Origin of the sequence: Priestia sp. D3YE.R1, assembly GCF_049199565.1 — a bacterium.
Classification (GTDB): Bacteria; Bacillota; Bacilli; order Bacillales; family Bacillaceae_H; genus Priestia; species Priestia aryabhattai.
Map to the genome: position 1 here is coordinate 44,227 of NZ_JBLTHW010000004.1, position 17,744 is coordinate 61,970.

14 protein-coding genes are annotated in these 17,744 nt (G+C 39.5%); 12 read left to right on the forward strand and 2 right to left on the reverse strand.

Going from position 1 to position 17,744, the window contains the following annotated elements; genetic code table 11:
- Positions 1–24: 24 nt before the first annotated feature.
- Positions 25–1,221 (reverse strand): cardiolipin synthase, encoded by a 1,197-nt coding sequence (cls, locus tag ACOZIR_RS21910; protein ID WP_253202921.1) that lies wholly within the window; start codon positions 1,219–1,221, stop codon positions 25–27.
- Positions 1,222–1,415: 194 nt separating this feature from the next.
- On the opposite strand from cls, the gene ACOZIR_RS21915 reads away from it, so the two are divergent.
- From ACOZIR_RS21915 to ACOZIR_RS21955, 9 genes are all read left to right on the forward strand, one after another.
- Positions 1,416–3,527: a (Fe-S)-binding protein gene (locus ACOZIR_RS21915; RefSeq protein WP_045293803.1), complete on the forward strand. Its 2,112-nt coding sequence runs from the start codon at positions 1,416–1,418 to the stop codon at positions 3,525–3,527.
- 104 nt (positions 3,528–3,631) lie between these two features.
- Positions 3,632–4,795 (forward strand): acetyl-CoA C-acetyltransferase, encoded by a 1,164-nt coding sequence (locus ACOZIR_RS21920; RefSeq protein WP_071269999.1) that lies wholly within the window; start codon positions 3,632–3,634, stop codon positions 4,793–4,795.
- Positions 4,796–4,810: 15 nt separating this feature from the next.
- On the forward strand, positions 4,811–5,665 hold the full coding sequence (locus tag ACOZIR_RS21925) for a 3-hydroxybutyryl-CoA dehydrogenase (RefSeq protein WP_045293801.1): 855 nt from the start codon (positions 4,811–4,813) through the stop codon (positions 5,663–5,665).
- 12 nt (positions 5,666–5,677) lie between these two features.
- A complete protein-coding gene (locus ACOZIR_RS21930; RefSeq protein WP_045293799.1) occupies positions 5,678–6,805 on the forward strand; it encodes an acyl-CoA dehydrogenase in 1,128 nt (375 codons plus the stop codon).
- Positions 6,806–6,816: 11 nt separating this feature from the next.
- Positions 6,817–7,950: an acyl-CoA dehydrogenase gene (locus ACOZIR_RS21935; protein ID WP_045293798.1), complete on the forward strand. Its 1,134-nt coding sequence runs from the start codon at positions 6,817–6,819 to the stop codon at positions 7,948–7,950.
- Between the two features lie 27 nt (positions 7,951–7,977).
- Positions 7,978–8,622, forward strand: a complete 645-nt coding sequence (locus ACOZIR_RS21940) for a TetR/AcrR family transcriptional regulator (protein WP_045293797.1) — start codon at positions 7,978–7,980, stop codon at positions 8,620–8,622.
- Entirely contained in the window at positions 8,619–11,861 is a 3,243-nt protein-coding gene (gene icmF / locus ACOZIR_RS21945; protein WP_340141663.1) for a fused isobutyryl-CoA mutase/GTPase IcmF, read from the forward strand. The genes ACOZIR_RS21940 and icmF overlap by 4 nt, the downstream gene beginning before the upstream one ends.
- A gap of 349 nt (positions 11,862–12,210) precedes the next feature.
- Positions 12,211–12,747 (forward strand): DNA-directed RNA polymerase subunit delta, encoded by a 537-nt coding sequence (gene rpoE, locus ACOZIR_RS21950; RefSeq protein WP_045293795.1) that lies wholly within the window; start codon positions 12,211–12,213, stop codon positions 12,745–12,747.
- 320 nt (positions 12,748–13,067) lie between these two features.
- A complete protein-coding gene (locus ACOZIR_RS21955; protein ID WP_045293794.1) occupies positions 13,068–14,675 on the forward strand; it encodes a CTP synthase in 1,608 nt (535 codons plus the stop codon).
- A gap of 38 nt (positions 14,676–14,713) precedes the next feature.
- On the opposite strand, the gene ACOZIR_RS21960 is transcribed toward ACOZIR_RS21955, so the two are convergent.
- A complete protein-coding gene (locus tag ACOZIR_RS21960) occupies positions 14,714–15,244 on the reverse strand; it encodes a DUF2529 family protein (protein WP_045293793.1) in 531 nt (176 codons plus the stop codon).
- Positions 15,245–15,481: 237 nt separating this feature from the next.
- On the opposite strand from ACOZIR_RS21960, the gene ACOZIR_RS21965 reads away from it, so the two are divergent.
- From ACOZIR_RS21965 to fsa, 3 genes are all read left to right on the forward strand, one after another.
- Positions 15,482–15,856 carry a response regulator gene (locus ACOZIR_RS21965; protein WP_087944205.1) on the forward strand — a complete coding sequence of 125 codons (375 nt, stop codon included), beginning with the start codon at positions 15,482–15,484 and terminating at the stop codon, positions 15,854–15,856.
- Between the two features lie 225 nt (positions 15,857–16,081).
- Complete coding sequence (locus ACOZIR_RS21970; RefSeq protein WP_013059826.1) at positions 16,082–16,939, forward strand: class II fructose-bisphosphate aldolase; 858 nt, start codon at positions 16,082–16,084, stop codon at positions 16,937–16,939.
- 137 nt (positions 16,940–17,076) lie between these two features.
- Positions 17,077–17,721 carry a fructose-6-phosphate aldolase gene (gene fsa, locus ACOZIR_RS21975; RefSeq protein WP_013059825.1) on the forward strand — a complete coding sequence of 215 codons (645 nt, stop codon included), beginning with the start codon at positions 17,077–17,079 and terminating at the stop codon, positions 17,719–17,721.
- Positions 17,722–17,744: the final 23 nt, after the last annotated feature.

Consider the following 17,744-nt stretch of genomic DNA (forward strand, 5'->3'; position numbering starts at 1 on the left):
GATAAATCTTCCTCTTTTCGTTCATTAAAGTAACGGAGAAATAAAGGTTGCAAATCCTTGCTTTAGTTTTTCACTCCATTTTCGGTTTTTGACATCTTCTAAAGACAAAATTGGGCATTCTCCCATACAAGCTTTAAAGCTGTTCTTTACTTCTTCAATGTATGTTGCATCATAGATTAAACAGTTGATTTCAGCATTTAAGAACAAGCTTCTTTTATCAAAATTAGCCGTTCCTACATCGCAGATCACATTGTCTGCAATTAATACTTTGGCATGGTAAAAACCGTAATAATATTGATAAATCATACAGCCTGCTTGAAGTAATGTGGGAAGATAGGCAAACGCAGCATGATGAACAAGCGGTTGATCTGCACGCATTGGAATTAAAATATGAACTTGTACTCCCCGTGCACGAGCTTGCAGTAAAGCATTCATCAAAGGTTCGCTTGGAATAAAATAAGGAGTACCTATGTACAATTCCCTATTGGCTTTGTTGATAATCGATAAAAAGCTTTCTTCAAGTGAAAAACCTTCAGTCGACTGTAGCTGAATAACATAGTCTCCTTCAGAGGTTGGTGGAAAGTATCTTTCCACTTTACGCAGGTCTAAGCCGGTAGCAGCATACCAGTCGCTCAATAGCTGCATTTGAAGGTCTTGTATACCTTCCCCTTCCATACGCAGGTGGTAATCTTTCCACACCCCAAGCTTGGCGTCGAGTCCTAAATATTCTCTTCCAATATTAAAACCTCCAATGTAGCCAACTTTCCCATCAATAACGGCCATTTTACGGTGATTGCGTGCGTTGAGTGTATAAAACAAATAAGGCCACCGCAGCGTTCGACTGTAAGCAAAATGAACACCTTGTTTCTTTAAGAATGCAATTTTGTTTTTCTTAATTTTATAGCTCCCTACACGGTCTACCAATAATCTGACCTCAATATTTTGACGTGCTTTTTGGACTAGTAAATCTAAAAATTCTTGGCTAATTTCATCATTTTGTACAATGTAAAACGATAAATGGATAAATGAAGAGGCATTTTCTATTTCGTGAAATAAATCTTTATACAAGACATTCCCGTCTGCGAACAAAAAAAGAGAAGCACGGCGCTTTGGAAATGTATTTTCAGCCTGAGAAAATACTTTTTTTCCAACGCCAAGGTCAATTGCAAGCCAAGCAATAAAAATAATAAAAAGTAAAATTACAACCATGCCGCTCATCATGTCACCTCTTTTCCCGATGTAAATACATTTTATGTTGTTCTTAGTGTCACCTTGTTTAAATAGAATATGAACAAAAGAACGAAAAGATATTGACTGAATGCTCATTCATTATATACAATGAAAACAGATATATTATCAGAAAATTTAGTTGTCAGGAGGAAAGAAGGTAACAAATTATTCAAGGAGGGGACGAGATGACAGGGTTGCTGTGGGTGAATTTTCTCTTTTTTATTATTGTAACCGCTTACGCTGTTTCTTTGTTTGTCTATTTAATTCGCACACGCATTGAGTATATTCAATTAGGAAAAAAAGTTGAATTTGATCAGCGCTTAAAAGAAAGGCTGCAAAAAATTTGGGTGAACGTGTTTGGACAAAAGAAGCTGTTAAAAGATAAAAAAAGCGGAATTATGCACGTCATGTTTTTTTATGGGTTTATTTTAGTTCAGTTCGGCGCGTTAGACTTCATTATAAAAGGTTTGCTTCCAGGTAAGCATTTGCCGCTTGGACCTTTATATCCCGGCTTTACATTTTTTCAAGAAATTGTAACGTTTTTGATTTTAGTAGCAGTTGTCTGGGCTTTTCACCGCCGCTATATCGAAAAGCTTGTGCGTTTAAAAAGAGGGTTCAAATCTGGTTTAGTGCTGATTTTTATTGGAGCACTTATGCTGTCAGTGCTTGTTGGAAACGGCATGTCAATCATCTGGCATAATCATGAACCAGCATGGACAGAACCGATTGCGTCATCGATTGCCATCTTGTTTAAGGGAATCAATGATACTGCCGCTATCTCCATTTTTTATGTTTCATGGTGGATTCACTTAGCCGTGTTATTGACGTTTTTAGTATATGTTCCTCAATCAAAACATGCTCATTTACTGGCTGGACCGGCTAATGTATTTTTCAACCGTGTTTCTAAGCCAGGTAAGCTTGAAAAGATTGATTTTGAAGACGAGACGCAGGAGACGTTTGGGGTTGGAAAGATTGAAGAATTCACGCAGCATCAGCTTATTGATTTATATGCCTGTGTGGAATGCGGCCGATGTACGAATATGTGTCCGGCAACGGGTACAGGGAAAATTTTATCTCCAATGGATTTGATTTTAAAGATGCGCGATCACTTAACAGAAAAAGGAGCGGTTGTGACATCTAAGGCTCCTTGGGTTCCTACGTATGCATTCTCTAAAACAAAAGGAAATCAGCTGGCGATGATGGCGGCCGGCCAAGGCGGAGCAGAAGCCGCAGCAACAGCGGAATATAATCCCGCTTTAATTGGAGATGTCATTACGGAAGAAGAAATCTGGGCATGTACAACGTGCCGAAACTGTGAAGATCAATGTCCCGTAATGAACGAGCATGTAGATAAAATCATAGATTTACGACGTTTTTTAGTATTAACCGAAGGAAAAATGGACGCGGATGCTCAGCGTGCCATGACGAATATTGAGCGTCAAGGAAACCCTTGGGGATTAAACCGAAAAGAGCGTGAAGAATGGCGACATGTAAGAGAAGATGTTCACATTCCGACTGTTAAAGAAGTAAGTAAAGCCGGTGAAACGTTTGAGTATTTGTTCTGGGTAGGTTCCATGGGGTCTTATGACAACCGCAGTCAAAAGATCGCTCTATCGTTTGCAAAGCTTCTCAATGAAGCTGGTGTTTCATTTGCGATTTTAGGAAATAAAGAAAAAAATTCTGGTGATACGCCGCGCAGGTTAGGCAATGAATTCTTATTTCAAGAATTGGCTTCTAAAAACATCGCTGAATTTGAAAAAAATGAAATCAAAAAAATTGTTACCATTGATCCACATGCTTACAATATCTTTAAAAATGAATATCCAGATTTCGGTTTTGAAGGAGAAGTGTATCATCACACAGAATTATTAGCTATGTTGGTGAAAGAAGGTAAGCTGTCACCAAAACATGCGGTTAATGAAAAAATTACCTTCCATGATTCCTGTTATTTAGGAAGATATAACGAAGTATACAGTCCACCGAGAGAAATTTTGAAAGCGATTCCAGGTGTTAGTTTGATTGAAATGGATCGCAACCGTGAAAATGGTATGTGCTGTGGAGCAGGAGGAGGGTTAATGTGGACGGAAGAAACGACCGGCCAGCGTATTAATGTAGCGCGCACGGAACAAGCCTTAGCCGTTAATCCAAGCGTTATCAGTTCAGGTTGCCCGTACTGCTTGACCATGCTAAGTGACGGAACAAAAGCAAAAGAAGTAGAAGAAAAGGTTCATACGTATGACGTAGCAGAACTGCTTGAAAAGTCAATTTATGGTGACGTGCAAGAACAGGTTTCATAAAGGAGAAGTAGAGATGGTATTCATCTCTACTTTTTACAGAAAGGAAATTGAGCAAGCGTTCAATCGGCAAGGACAAAGTTCAGGAAAAAGAGGAGGAAACAATAGTGGGGAAAACAGTCATTGTGAGTGCAGTTCGAACACCTTTTGGAAAATTAGGTGGCAGCGTAAGCGGACTAAAAGCGGCAGAACTAGGCGGGAAAGCGATTCAAGCAGCATCAAAGGGACGTACAGAAATTGATTCCGTTATTATGGGGTGCGTGCTGCAAGGGGGCCAAGGACAGCTGCCTTCTAGGCAAGCCATGCATTATGCAGGTTTACCGTGGCAAGTAGAGACGGAAACCATTAATAAAGTTTGTGCATCGGGCATGCGCAGTATTACAACTGCTGATCAGCTGATTCGGTTAGGAGAAGCAAAAACAATCATTGCAGGGGGAATGGAATCGATGAGTAACGCACCGTATCTTCTTCCAAAAGCAAGGTGGGGATTCCGTATGGGAGATAGCGTGGTGACGGATCTGATGGTTCACGATGGTTTGACATGCAGCTTTACAGGGGTTCAAATGGGTACGTATGGAAATGAAATAGCTTCTGAAATGAATATTTCCCGAGAAAAGCAGGATGAATGGGCGCTTCGCAGTCATCAGTTAGCGGTAGAGTCAGAAGAGAAAGGGAGATGGGATGCAGAAAGAATTTCAGTTGATATTCCGTCTAAAAAAGGAACGATAACAGTTCAAAAAGATGAAGGACCAAGAAAAGATACGTCGTTAGAAAAACTCTCGTCTCTTCGGCCTGTATTTGGCCACAGTGGGACCATTACAGCAGGAAATGCACCTAGCGTGAATGACGGAGCGGCTGCGCTCATGCTAATGGATGAAGATGTGGCAAAAGCAAATGGCTATGAGCCGTTGGCTACGATTGTAAACCATACTTCTCTTGCGATGGAGCCAAGGGAATTTCCGAAAACGCCTGGGTTTGCTATTAACAAGCTACTGCAAAAAACAAATAAGACAGTAGATGATATTGCGCTGTTTGAAATCAATGAAGCTTTTTCAGCAGTAGCGTTAATGAGTATGGAGATTGCAGGGCTTCCGGCTGAAAAAGTAAATGTGAACGGCGGGGCAGTGGCACTTGGACATCCGATTGGAGCAAGCGGCGCCCGTATTGTTGTAACGCTCATTCATGAATTAAGACGACGAGGCGGCGGACTAGGCATTGCTTCTATTTGCAGCGGCGGCGGCCAAGGTGATGCCATCATGGTAGAAGTGTAAAAGGGGGATATCAACTTGAATATTGAAACAGTTATGGTTATTGGAGCAGGTCAGATGGGGGCGGGAATTGCGCAAGTATTTGCTGCGAGCGGATATCAAGTCTCTTTGTATGACGTTGATCAAAGAAATACACAAAAAGGAATAGAAGGTATTGATAAACGCCTGAAAAAGCAGGTGGGAAAAGGTTCTCTCTCAGCTAAGGAATATGAAGGAATTATGGAGCGCCTTCACTTGGCAAATGAAATAACAGCAGCACAAAAAGCAGATTTAATCGTCGAAGCGGTTGTGGAAAAGATGGAAGTCAAACAAGCTATTTTTGCGGAGTTGGATTCGTTAGCTCCGAGTCATACTATTTTAGCAACCAACACGTCTTCGCTTCCTATTACTGAAATTGCAGCTGTGACGACTCGACCTGAAAAAGTAATTGGCATGCACTTTATGAATCCTGTTCCCGTGATGAAGCTCGTTGAAATTATTAGAGGGCTGGCTACTGGTGATGAAGTGTATCAAGCAGTCTATGAAACAACAAAAAAATTAAATAAAACCCCGGTGGAAGTTCATGATTTTCCAGGGTTTGTTTCAAATCGAATTTTAATGCCAATGATTAATGAAGCTGTGTTTACGCTCTATGAAGGCGTAGCAAACGAAGAGGATATTGATCAAGTGATGAAACTAGGAATGAACCATCCAATGGGACCTTTGACATTAGCAGATTTCATCGGGCTCGATACATGTTTGTTTATTATGGAAACGCTTCATAAAGGGTTTGGCGATGACAAATATCGTCCTTGTCCATTGCTTAGGAAATATGTAAAGGCAGGGTGGCTTGGCCGAAAAACAGGAAAAGGATTTTTTACGTACGAAACATAAAGGAGTGGCGAAATGATCTTTTTTACGTCTGAACAACACATGATTAAGAAGATGGTAGCTGATTTTAGTGAAAAAGAAGTCGCTGCGTCTGTGCCAAACATGGAAAAGGGTGAATTTCCTCGAGGTTTATTAAAGCAGATGGCTGATCTTGGCCTGATGGGCATTCCCGTTCCTCAAACATACGGAGGGGGCGGACTGGACTTTGTGTCGTACATGATTGCCATCCATGAAATATCAAAAGTAAGTCCAGCCCTCGGTGTCATTTTGTCTGTTCATACTTCTGTAGGTACGAATCCTATTGTCGTATTTGGGACGGAAGATCAAAAACAAAAGTATGTAAAAAAACTGGCGACAGGTGAATATTTAGGTGCTTTTTGTTTAACAGAACCTAGTGCAGGGTCAGATGCCGCAAGCCTAAAAACAAAAGCAGAACGAAAAGGAGACCACTATCTTTTAAATGGATCAAAGCTTTTCATTACAAACGGGGGAGAAGCGGATACGTATATTGTATTTGCTAAAACGAATCCCGAACGTGGGTCGAGAGGAATGAGCGCTTTTATCGTTGAAAAGACGATGGAGGGATTTTCAGTAGGAAAAGATGAACATAAGATGGGTCTTCACGGTTCTCGAACGGTTCAACTGCACTTTGAAAATATGAAGGTGCCTGTAGAAAATCGTCTCGGAGAAGAAGGTGAAGGATTTCGAATTGCTATGGCTAATTTAAATGCCGGAAGAATTGGTATTGCTGCTCAGGCGGTAGGAATTGCTGAAGGTGCGTTAACGGCAGCCAAAAACTATGCAAATGAACGATATCAATTTGGAAAACCGATTTTATCTCAGCAGGGAATTGCCTTTAAGCTGGCTGATATGGAAACAGCTGTTGAATCAGCGAAGCTTTTAATGTACAGAGCCGCTTTTTTATATGATCAAAAACTTCCTTGCAAAAAAGAGGCCTCAATGGCGAAATTATTTGCTTCCCAGACGGCTATGAATGTAGCAATCGATGCGATTCAAGTTTTGGGAGGCTATGGTTATACGAAAGATTATCCAGTAGAGAGGTATTTTCGTGACGCCAAAGTGTGCGAAATCTACGAAGGTACAAGCGAAATTCAGCGCATCGTCATTAGCAGTCAACTATAGGGGGAATAATCATGTTTTTTAAACTTTCAGAAGAACACGAAATGATTCGCAAAATGGTGCGAGATTTTGCCAAAAACGAAGTGGCTCCAACAGCTGCAGAACGAGATGAAGAAGAGCGTTTTGACAGAGGAATCTTTACACAAATGGCCGATCTGGGATTAACAGGTATTCCATGGCCGGAGCAATACGGAGGAATTGGCAGTGACTATCTAGCTTATTGCATTGCCGTTGAAGAATTGTCTAGAGTATGTGCATCAACAGGCGTTACGTTGTCGGCTCATACGTCTCTTGCCGGCTGGCCGATCTATACATTCGGAACAGAAGAACAAAAACAAAAATACCTGAAACCTATGGCAACGGGTGAGAAAATAGGTGCTTATGGGTTAACCGAACCGAGTGCTGGATCAGACGCAGGAGGAATGAGAACGCTCGCTGTAAAGGACGGAGAAGATTATATTTTAAATGGTTCTAAAATCTTTATTACAAACGGCGGCGAAGCGGATATTTACGTCGTATTTGCTCGCATCGATCCTAATGAAAAACGCACGAGCGCTTTTATTATTGAAAAAGATATGCCGGGATTTTCAGTTGGTAAAAAAGAAAAGAAACTGGGCATTCGCTCTTCACCCACCACAGAAATTATTTTCGAGGACTGCCGTATTCCAAAAGAAAATTTACTAGGAAATGAAGGAGAAGGATTTAAAGTTGCCATGATGACGCTAGATGGCGGCCGAAATGGCATAGCCGCGCAGGCGGTAGGAATTGCTCAAGGAGCGTTAGATGCCGCGGTGGCTTATGCAAAGGAACGTCAGCAATTTGGTAAGCCAATTATTTCCCAGCAAGGAATTGCTTTTAAGTTAGCCGACATGGCCACGAGTATAGAAGCTGCAAGACTGTTAACCTATCAGGCTGCTTGGCTGGAGTCCCAAGGGCTGCCATACGGCAAAGAATCAGCTATGTCAAAATTATATGCTGGGGATACAGCAATGAAAGTAACGACAGAAGCTGTTCAAGTATTTGGAGGGTACGGTTATACAAAAGATTATCCAGTAGAACGTTTTATGAGAGATGCAAAAATCACGCAAATTTATGAAGGTACACAAGAAATTCAGCGTCTCGTCATTTCTAGGTATCTTGCTAAATAAAACACTTGTTGTAGGAGAGGTGAAAAAATGAAAAAGAGAGAAGTTCTCACATCCATTAAAGATGAAAAGCTGATTGTAGAGCGTCGTAATCAAATGATTAAAGGGGCCGTCACGCTATTTAAGGAAAAAGGTTTTCACCGAACAACAACGAGGGAAATTGCCAAAGCCGCTGGGTTCAGTATCGGTACACTTTACGAATATATTCAATCTAAAGAAGATGTTTTATATCTTGTATGTGACAACATTTACGATGAAGTGAGAGAGCGATTAGAAGAGATGGTAGTGGATCGTTATACAATCGCTGAGCTCCAACAAGCGATTCAGCACTATTTTAAAGTTGTAGATGAGCTTCAAGATGAAGTATTAGTCATGTACCAAGAAGCGAAATCGCTGTCTAAAGATGCGCTTCCATATGTATTAAAAAAAGAACTGGATATGGTTGAAATGTTTAAGGTTATTATCGAAGGCTGCGTAGAAAACAATCAATTTGCACTTACGGATAAAGAAATTTCGCTGTTTGCTCATCATTTATTTGTTCAAGGTCAGATGTGGGCATTTCGCAGATGGTGGCTGCAAAAGCATTATTCACTAGAAGAATATACAAATATGCAGTTAGATTTTTTACTTAAAAATTTTTCATTTCAACAACTGTGTGAGGGGGAGATAGTTTGAATACAAGCAAAAGACCGCTTCGTTTTTTAACCGCTTCTAGCCTGTTTGACGGCCACGACGCGTCCATTAATATCATGAGACGAATTCTTCAAGCCAAGGGGGTAGAAGTCATTCACCTGGGACATAACCGATCTGTCGAAGAAATTGTTAACGCTTCCATACAAGAGGATGTTCAGGGGATTGCCATTTCTTCTTATCAAGGCGGCCATGTAGAATATTTTAAGTATATGTACGATTTACTCCAAGAACAACAGGCTTCTCATATTAAAATTTATGGAGGAGGAGGAGGGGTAATTATTCCAAGTGAGATTCAAGAGCTTCATGATTACGGCATTTCTAAAATCTTTTCTCCAGAAGATGGACGAAAAATGGGGTTAGAAGGCATGATTCAATTCATGATTGATGATTGTTACTACACAAATCCTCCAGCATTGCCGAAGGATCGAACCTTAACGCCGGCTAATGACCGTTTAATTGCCCAGCTTATTACATGCGCTGAAAATGAGGCCTATGAATACACAAAAGAACACGCAGCCGCTCTTGAAGAAATCCGAGAAAGTCTAATCGAAAGCGAAACGGATCAAAAAATACCGGTTATTGGAATCACAGGAACAGGAGGAGCGGGGAAAAGTTCGCTTACGGATGAATTAGTAAGAAGGTTTATTGAACATATCCCAGATATTCATGTAGCTGTTTTATCCGTCGATCCAACTAAACAAAAAACTGGAGGAGCGCTTCTTGGGGATCGAATTCGCATGAACATCGCAGCGTCTCCTCGTGTGTATATGAGAAGTCTGGCCACACGTTCATCTGGCCATGAGCTATCGGCGGCCATTCGAGATGGAATTGCCGTCGTGAAAAAAGCGGGTTTCGACATTATTATTGTCGAAACAAGCGGCATCGGGCAAGCTGATGCTCAAGTTAAAGATATTGCAAACGTCTCTCTTTATGTAATGACAAGCGAATTTGGCGCGCCGTCGCAGTTAGAAAAGATTGAAATGATTGATTACGCAGACTTTATTGTAATCAATAAATTTGAAAAAAAAGGTTCCGAAGACGCAAAAAAACAAGTGCAGCGTCAATATCAGCGTAATCATCAGCTGTTTGAAAATAATCTCTCTACTATGCCAATTTACGGAACAATTGCGAGTCAGTTCAACGACGGGGGAACAAATATTTTATTTGAAGATCTTGTAAAACATCTGCAGCAAACATGCCGTACGTCTTGGCACGTAGAAAAATCATCAGAGCGCGTAAGTGAAAAGAAATATACCATCATTCCTAATGATCAACAGCAATATTTACAGGAGATTGTAAACAGCGTTCGCTCTTATCACCACAATACGGACGTTCAAGTGCAAACAGCGCGTAAATTTTATCAGCTAGAGGGTGCTCTGAAAGAAGTGGAAACAGAAACAGCCAAGCAAGAGCTCACTCAGCTAAAGGAGAAATATCAAAAACAGCTAACGGCTGAATCGATTGAAAAGCTGGAAAACTGGCCTAAATTAAAAAGTCAGTATCGACAAGAAGAACTTATTACAAAGATAAGAAATAAAGAAATTAAAACTTCTCTGCAAGTTGATACGCTATCAGGACTGCGTATTCCGCGCGTGGCCCTTCCAAAGATTGAAGAATATGGGGAAGTACTTCGGTTTCTTTATAAAGAAAATGTGCCAGGCGCATTTCCTTATACAGCAGGCGTTTTTCCGTTCAAACGAAAAGGAGAAGATCCTAAGCGTCAATTCGCAGGCGAAGGGACACCAGAACGAACAAATCGCCGCTTTCACTATTTGTCAAAAGATGATGAGGCTAAGCGTTTAAGTACAGCATTTGATTCTGTAACGCTTTATGGAGAAAATCCGGATTCAAGGCCGGATATCTTCGGGAAAATTGGCGAAAGCGGCGTAAATGTCTGTACGCTTGATGATATGAAACTCTTGTATAAGGGATTTGATCTGTGCCATCCTTCGACTTCCGTTTCGATGACGATTAATGGGCCGGCTCCAATATTATTAGCTATGTTTATGAATACAGCTATCAGTCAGCAGATGGAAAAGAAGGAAGAGGAGCTGAAGCGCTCTTTAACAGAAGAGGAATACAAGGAAGTAAAATCAGGTACGTTGAAACAAGTGAGAGGAACCGTTCAAGCGGATATTTTAAAAGAAGATCAGGGCCAAAATACGTGTATTTTTTCTACAGAATTTGCATTAAAAATGATGGGAGATATTCAGCAGTACTTTATTGACGAGAAAGTGCGCAACTATTATTCTGTGTCTATTTCAGGCTATCATATTGCTGAAGCAGGAGCGAATCCAATTTCTCAGCTCGCGTTTACATTAGCCAACGGTTTTACGTACGTGGAATATTACTTGAGTCGAGGGATGCACATTGATGATTTTGCTCCTAATTTATCGTTTTTCTTTAGTAATGGACTTGACCCTGAATACACGGTTATTGGACGTGTGGCGAGAAGAATCTGGGCAATTGTGATGCGTGATAAATACGGAGCAAATGAACGAAGTCAAAAGCTTAAATATCATATTCAAACATCCGGCCGATCGCTTCATGCACAGGAAATTAATTTTAATGATATACGTACGACGCTGCAAGCCTTAATGGCTCTTCATGACAACTGCAACTCCCTTCATACCAATGCGTATGATGAAGCAATTACAACACCGACGGAAGAATCTGTACGTAGAGCGATGGCCATTCAACTAATCATTACAAAAGAGCATGGATTAACTAAGAATGAAAATCCACTACAGGGCTCTTTTATTATTGATGAACTAACAGACTTGGTAGAAGAAGCGGTATTGGCTGAATTTCAACGCTTAAATGATCGAGGCGGCGTTTTAGGTGCGATGGAAATGCAGTATCAGCGAGGTAAGATTCAAGATGAATCGATGGAATACGAGATGCAAAAACATACGGGAGCTTTACCTATTATAGGAGTAAATACGTATATTAATCCACATGAAGAGGAAAGTTCTTCAGTTGATGACATGCAGTTAGCCCGCGCATCAAAAGAAGAAAAAAATCATCAAATTAATCAGCTTCAGAAGTTTCAACAGCAGCATGAAGAAAAAAGAGAAGATGCGCTGAAAAGGTTAAAGAAAGCTGCAACAGAAGGAGAAAACATTTTTAAAGAGTTAATGGAGACCGTTAAAGTAGCCAGCTTAGGAGAAATTACGCGAGCTTTATATGAATGCGGTGGGCAATATCGCCGAAATATGTAATAATGTATCGTTAGTATATAGTGATATATTAAAAGCCGAGACGACCATTTTTGGTCATCTCGGCTTTTATAGACTTAACCCTAACGGAGTCAGAATAACTGATGGTGAATTCCTTTTGATCAAAGGATGCTGTTGGCGTATTAAGTAGAATGTATTATAGTGATAAAATGTCTGTTTTTTCGTTGTTTTATGCGAAATTCTCGAGAATTTTAGAAACGAGGCTAGCATAAATGTATTGAATTTGTTTATAATGAATGGTATGTATTTATTCGTTTCCATCATTTACACATATGATGAATTGATTTAATAGATTTTCGATATACATAGCCATAGAAAGGATGTGCCAGATTTGAGTTTAGCACAGTACTCAAAAACGGATTTAAAAGAAATGTCGATGATTGAGATTGCTTATGCGCTTCTAGAAGAAAGAACAGATCGTCAAGCAATGTCATTCCAAGAAATTATTGCTGAAATTAAAGCAGCAGCGGAAATGTCAGATCAAGAATTAAAAACGAGATTAGCTCAGTTTTATACAGATATTAATATTGATGGTCGCTTTTTAACAGTAGGGGACAACCACTGGGGTCTTCGTGGATGGTATCCTTTTGACCAGGCTGAAGAGGAAGTTATTCCGGTTGCAAAACCTAAAAAGAAAAAAGCGAAAAAAGCTGTTGTTGAAGAAGTTGAAGATTTTGATGATCTAGAAGAAGATTTAGATTATGAAGACGTTGATGATCTAGACGAAGAAGAAGATTTTGAAGATATTGATGAACTAGAAGAAGATGAAGATGATCTTGCAGAAGACGACTTTGACGATTTAGAAGATGATCTAGACGATGATGAGGAAGACGAAGAAGAAGATTATGAGGACGAAAAAGAAAAATAATCCTTCTTGACTTTTTCAAGCGAAGTAGGTAGAATCTTTTTTGGGCTCTTTAAACAAGCATTTAAAAAGTTTTTATTTAAAATAGACTATTGCTCCCAATCCAGTTTTGGTATTGGGAGCAATTTTTTTATTTTATTTATCAATGTTTTACACCCCGATATGTTCTTATAAATCCTTGATAGAAACTTTCTTTTGGTTCTTGAACGTTTCACATTCATAAGGTTTCTTATAATTTCGCATGCACAATGAATGAATTGTGATTGTTTATGTGAAAACTTTTAATATTGTACAGTTCAAATTATTTAGAGGGGGAAGTATAGATGACAAAGTATATTTTCGTAACAGGCGGTGTTGTATCATCTCTAGGAAAAGGGATTACAGCAGCTTCTTTAGGCCGTTTATTAAAAAACCGTGGATTGAACGTAACGATTCAAAAGTTTGATCCATACATTAACGTAGACCCAGGAACAATGAGTCCATACCAACACGGTGAGGTATTCGTAACGGATGACGGCGCGGAAACAGACTTAGACTTAGGTCACTATGAGCGTTTTATCGATATCAACTTAAATCGCTACAGCAATGTAACAACAGGTAAAGTATATTCAACAGTATTGAAAAAAGAGCGTCGCGGTGATTATTTAGGCGGAACAGTTCAGGTTATTCCGCACATCACAAATGAAATTAAAGAACGCGTTTTCCGTGCAGGCAAAGAAACAAACGCAGATGTTGTTATTACTGAAATCGGCGGAACGGTAGGAGATATTGAATCACTTCCTTTCCTAGAAGCTATTCGTCAGATCAAAAGCGATATTGGCCGTGACAATGTTATGTACATTCACTGTACACTTGTGCCGTATTTAAAAGCTGCTGGTGAAATGAAAACAAAACCAACACAGCATAGTGTAAAAGAATTACGCAGCTTAGGTATTCAGCCAAATGTTATCGTTGTTCGTACGGAGATGCCAATTTCTGAAGATATGAAAGACAAGCTAGCTTTATTCTGCGATATTGATCCAAAAGCAGTTATTGAGTGTGCAGATGCTGAAACATTATATGAAATTCCACTATCTCTACAAGAGCAGCACTTAGATCAAATCACATGCGATCACTTGAAATTAGATTGCCAAGAAGCAGAAATGACTGAGTGGAAAGCACTTGTTGAGAAAGTAAAAGGACTTTCAAACACAACAAAAATTGCATTGGTTGGTAAGTATGTAGAGCTTCAAGATGCTTATATTTCTGTTGTAGAAGCAATGAAACATGCTGGATATGCATTCGATGCAGATGTAAATATCAAGTGGGTAAACTCTGAATTTGTAACAAAAGAAAATGTTCAAGATTTACTTGGTGATGTAGATGGTATCTTAGTTCCAGGTGGATTTGGTGATCGTGGAATCGAAGGTAAAATTGTGGCAACACAATATGCACGTGAGCAAAAAGTTCCATTCTTAGGTATTTGTTTAGGTATGCAGCTGGCATCAGTTGAGTTTGCACGCAATGTATTAGGATTAGAAGGCGCACATTCAGCAGAAATTGCACCTGAAACAAATTATCCAATTATCGACTTATTACCAGAACAAAAAGACGTAGAAGACTTAGGCGGTACATTACGCTTAGGATTATATCCATGTAAATTGTCTGAAGATACGCTTGCATATGAAGCATATCAAGATGAAGTGGTGTATGAGCGTCATCGTCACCGTTATGAATTTAACAACGAATACCGTCAACAGATGGAAGAGAAAGGCTTTATCTTCTCTGGTACAAGCCCTGATGGCCGTTTAATTGAAATTGTAGAGCTTAAAGACCACCCATGGTTCTTGGCTTCACAATTCCACCCAGAATTCACGTCTCGTCCAACAAGACCGCAACCATTGTTCAAAGAATTTATTCGCGCATCAATGGTGTCAAGCCAAAACAAATAAGTGAAATAAAAACACGCTGTCTTTAGACAGCGTGTTTTTTATTCATATTCTTCTACGATTTCTTTTAATGTGAAAATTAAACCGTAGTACGCATATAAAGCGACCATCATTGCTGGAAAACCAAATCTTGAGCCGTCTTCTCCAGGAATAAGCGGCTTTAACAATTTTGTATCAATATGAGCATCTGCGAGTGCTGTTAAAGAAGGCTCGGCTATTTCTTTAGGGACAGCAGCAATGCTGACAAATGGAATATCCCGTTTCTTTAAACGTTCAGCTATTTCTACTGCTTTGTGATCTGTTGAAAATCTAGAGACAAGCAGTACGCGATCGACGCTAGTTAGCTGGTCCAATTCATGTAAAGGCAAAGCTTTTGTCTGACTTAAAGGTTCTGCGCTGCTTAGTGCTTCAAGCGTAATGGCGTGCATTTCTTCTACACCGTAAATATAAATAAATCCTTCTCCGACAGAGGCCTGTGCTAAAATACGCGCAGCATCTTCAAATTGGAATTCTTCTTGTTCTTCAATTCGTTTAAAAAAACCTGAAAGTTGAGTTGTGAAAATTTTAAGCATAGAATCTCCCTTCGATTTAAGCGGCTAAAGCCGGCTATCTACACATTATAACGAAAAAAGCTATCTGTATTCTATCTTGAAATGAGCTACAATGAAAGTAAAGTGCAATGAAGTTAGATGGACGACAAAAAAAGCTATGTTTTGTAACAATTTCTCTAATTAGCAGGGATTTTTGTTTTAAAGGCGAAATACATATGTTAGTTTTGTCTGTATAAGAGGAATATAAAAGGTGGGATTATATTGGCAGAGAAAATTTTAATTGTTGATGATCAGTATGGTATACGTATTTTATTAACGGAAGTGCTGCAAAAAGAAGGCTATACGACATTTCAAGCGGCGAACGGCTTCCAGGCGATTGATATTACAAAAGAGCAAGCACCGGATCTTGTCTTATTAGATATGAAAATTCCAGGAATGGATGGAATCGAAATTTTAAAAAGGTTAAAGCAGCACGACGAAACAATTAAAGTTATCATTATGACCGCTTATGGTGAATTGGATATGATTCAAGAAGCAAAAGATTTAGGAGCATTAACTCACTTTGCAAAACCGTTTGATATTGATGAAATCCGCAAAGTTGTTAGGGAATATATACCAGTAAAGTCGAATTAAGGTTTTGGTAGGGTTTTCATCCTAACAAATTTTGAATATCAGCCTAAAAATGTTGCTGTTTTCATTGTTAGTTGGTATCCTAATTACTGTATTCATAATTCGACAATCTATTATGTAAAGATGCGCGTTGTTTCTACATGAAACACTCAATTCAAGAGCATACTATTTGAGTGTGCCTTTTGGTTAGCATCTAAATCTAAGGTTGATTTTAAGGAGGATTTCGATATGCCTTTAGTATCAATGAAAGAAATGCTTATTACAGCAAAAGAACAAGGCTATGCAGTAGGTCAATTTAACTTAAATAACTTAGAGTTTACTCAAGCTATTCTTCAAGCAGCAAAAGAAGAAAACTCTCCAGTTATTCTTGGTGTATCTGAAGGTGCAGCACGCTACATGGGCGGTTTCAAAACTGTTGTAGCAATGGTTGAAGCTCTAATCGAAGATTACGACGTTCAAGTACCAGTTGCAATTCACTTAGACCACGGTTCAAGCTTTGAATCATGTGCAAAAGCAATCCACGCTGGATTCACTTCTGTAATGATCGATGCTTCTCACCACCCATTTGAAGAAAACATTGCAATTACTTCTAAAGTAGTTGAACTAGCTCACTTCCACGGAGTATCTGTAGAAGCAGAACTAGGAACTGTTGGTGGACAAGAAGACGACGTTATTGCTGAGGGCGTTATCTATGCAGATGCTAACGAGTGTGAAGAACTTGTTAACCGTACAGGTATCGATTGCTTAGCTCCAGCATTAGGATCAGTTCACGGACCATATAAAGGTGAACCAAACCTAGGTTTTGCTGAAATGAAAGAAATCGGAGATCGTACAGGCTTACCATTAGTTCTACACGGTGGAACTGGTATTCCAACAAAAGATATCCAAAAATCAGTTTCTTTAGGTACTGCTAAAATCAACGTAAACACTGAAAACCAAATTGCTTCAGCTAAAGCTGTTCGTGAAGTATTAGCTGCGCAACCTGAACAATATGATCCACGTAAATACTTAGGACCTGCTCGCGAAGCAATCAAAGAAACGGTTCAAGGTAAAATGCGTGAATTCGGTTCTTCTAACAAAGCATAATTTGAAATCTTCGGATGGCCTGTTTGCAGTTAGTTGAGTCTGAAAAATAAAACCGTCTTATTTTTATTGTAAGGCGGTTTTATTTTTACTATAATTTTCTTATCATTCTGAATACATAACACAGGGGGATGGCATTCATGAAGTTTTTTATTGATACGGCTAATTTAGATGAGATTAAGGAAGCGCATTCATTAGGTTTGTTAGCGGGGGTTACAACAAATCCTAGTTTAGTAGCTAAAGAGAACATCACGTTTGAAGATCGTCTTCGTGAAATTACAGAGTTCGTTGAAGGATCTGTAAGTGCAGAAGTGATTGCGCTTGATGCAGAAGGCATGATTCGCGAAGGAAAAGAGCTTGCTGCGATTGCGCCGAATATTACAATCAAGGTACCGATGACTCCGGATGGCTTAAAAGCAGTAAAAGAATTTACTAGTTTAGGTATTAAGACAAACGTTACGCTTATTTTCTCAGCTAACCAAGCGTTAATGGCAGCAAGAGCAGGTGCTACTTACGTATCGCCTTTCTTAGGAAGGTTAGACGATATTGGTTTTAATGGCCTCGATTTAATCTCAGATATCGCAGATATTTTTGCGATTCACGACATTCCATCAGAAATTATTGCAGCATCTATCCGTCATCCGATGCACGTAACAGAAGCTGCAAAAAATGGAGCACATATTGCGACAATTCCTTACAAAGTTTTAATGCAATTGTTCAAACATCCGTTAACAAATGCAGGAATTGACCAATTTTTAGCAGATTGGGAAAAACGAAATGTCTAAACATGTATAAATTTGTGTGGCAT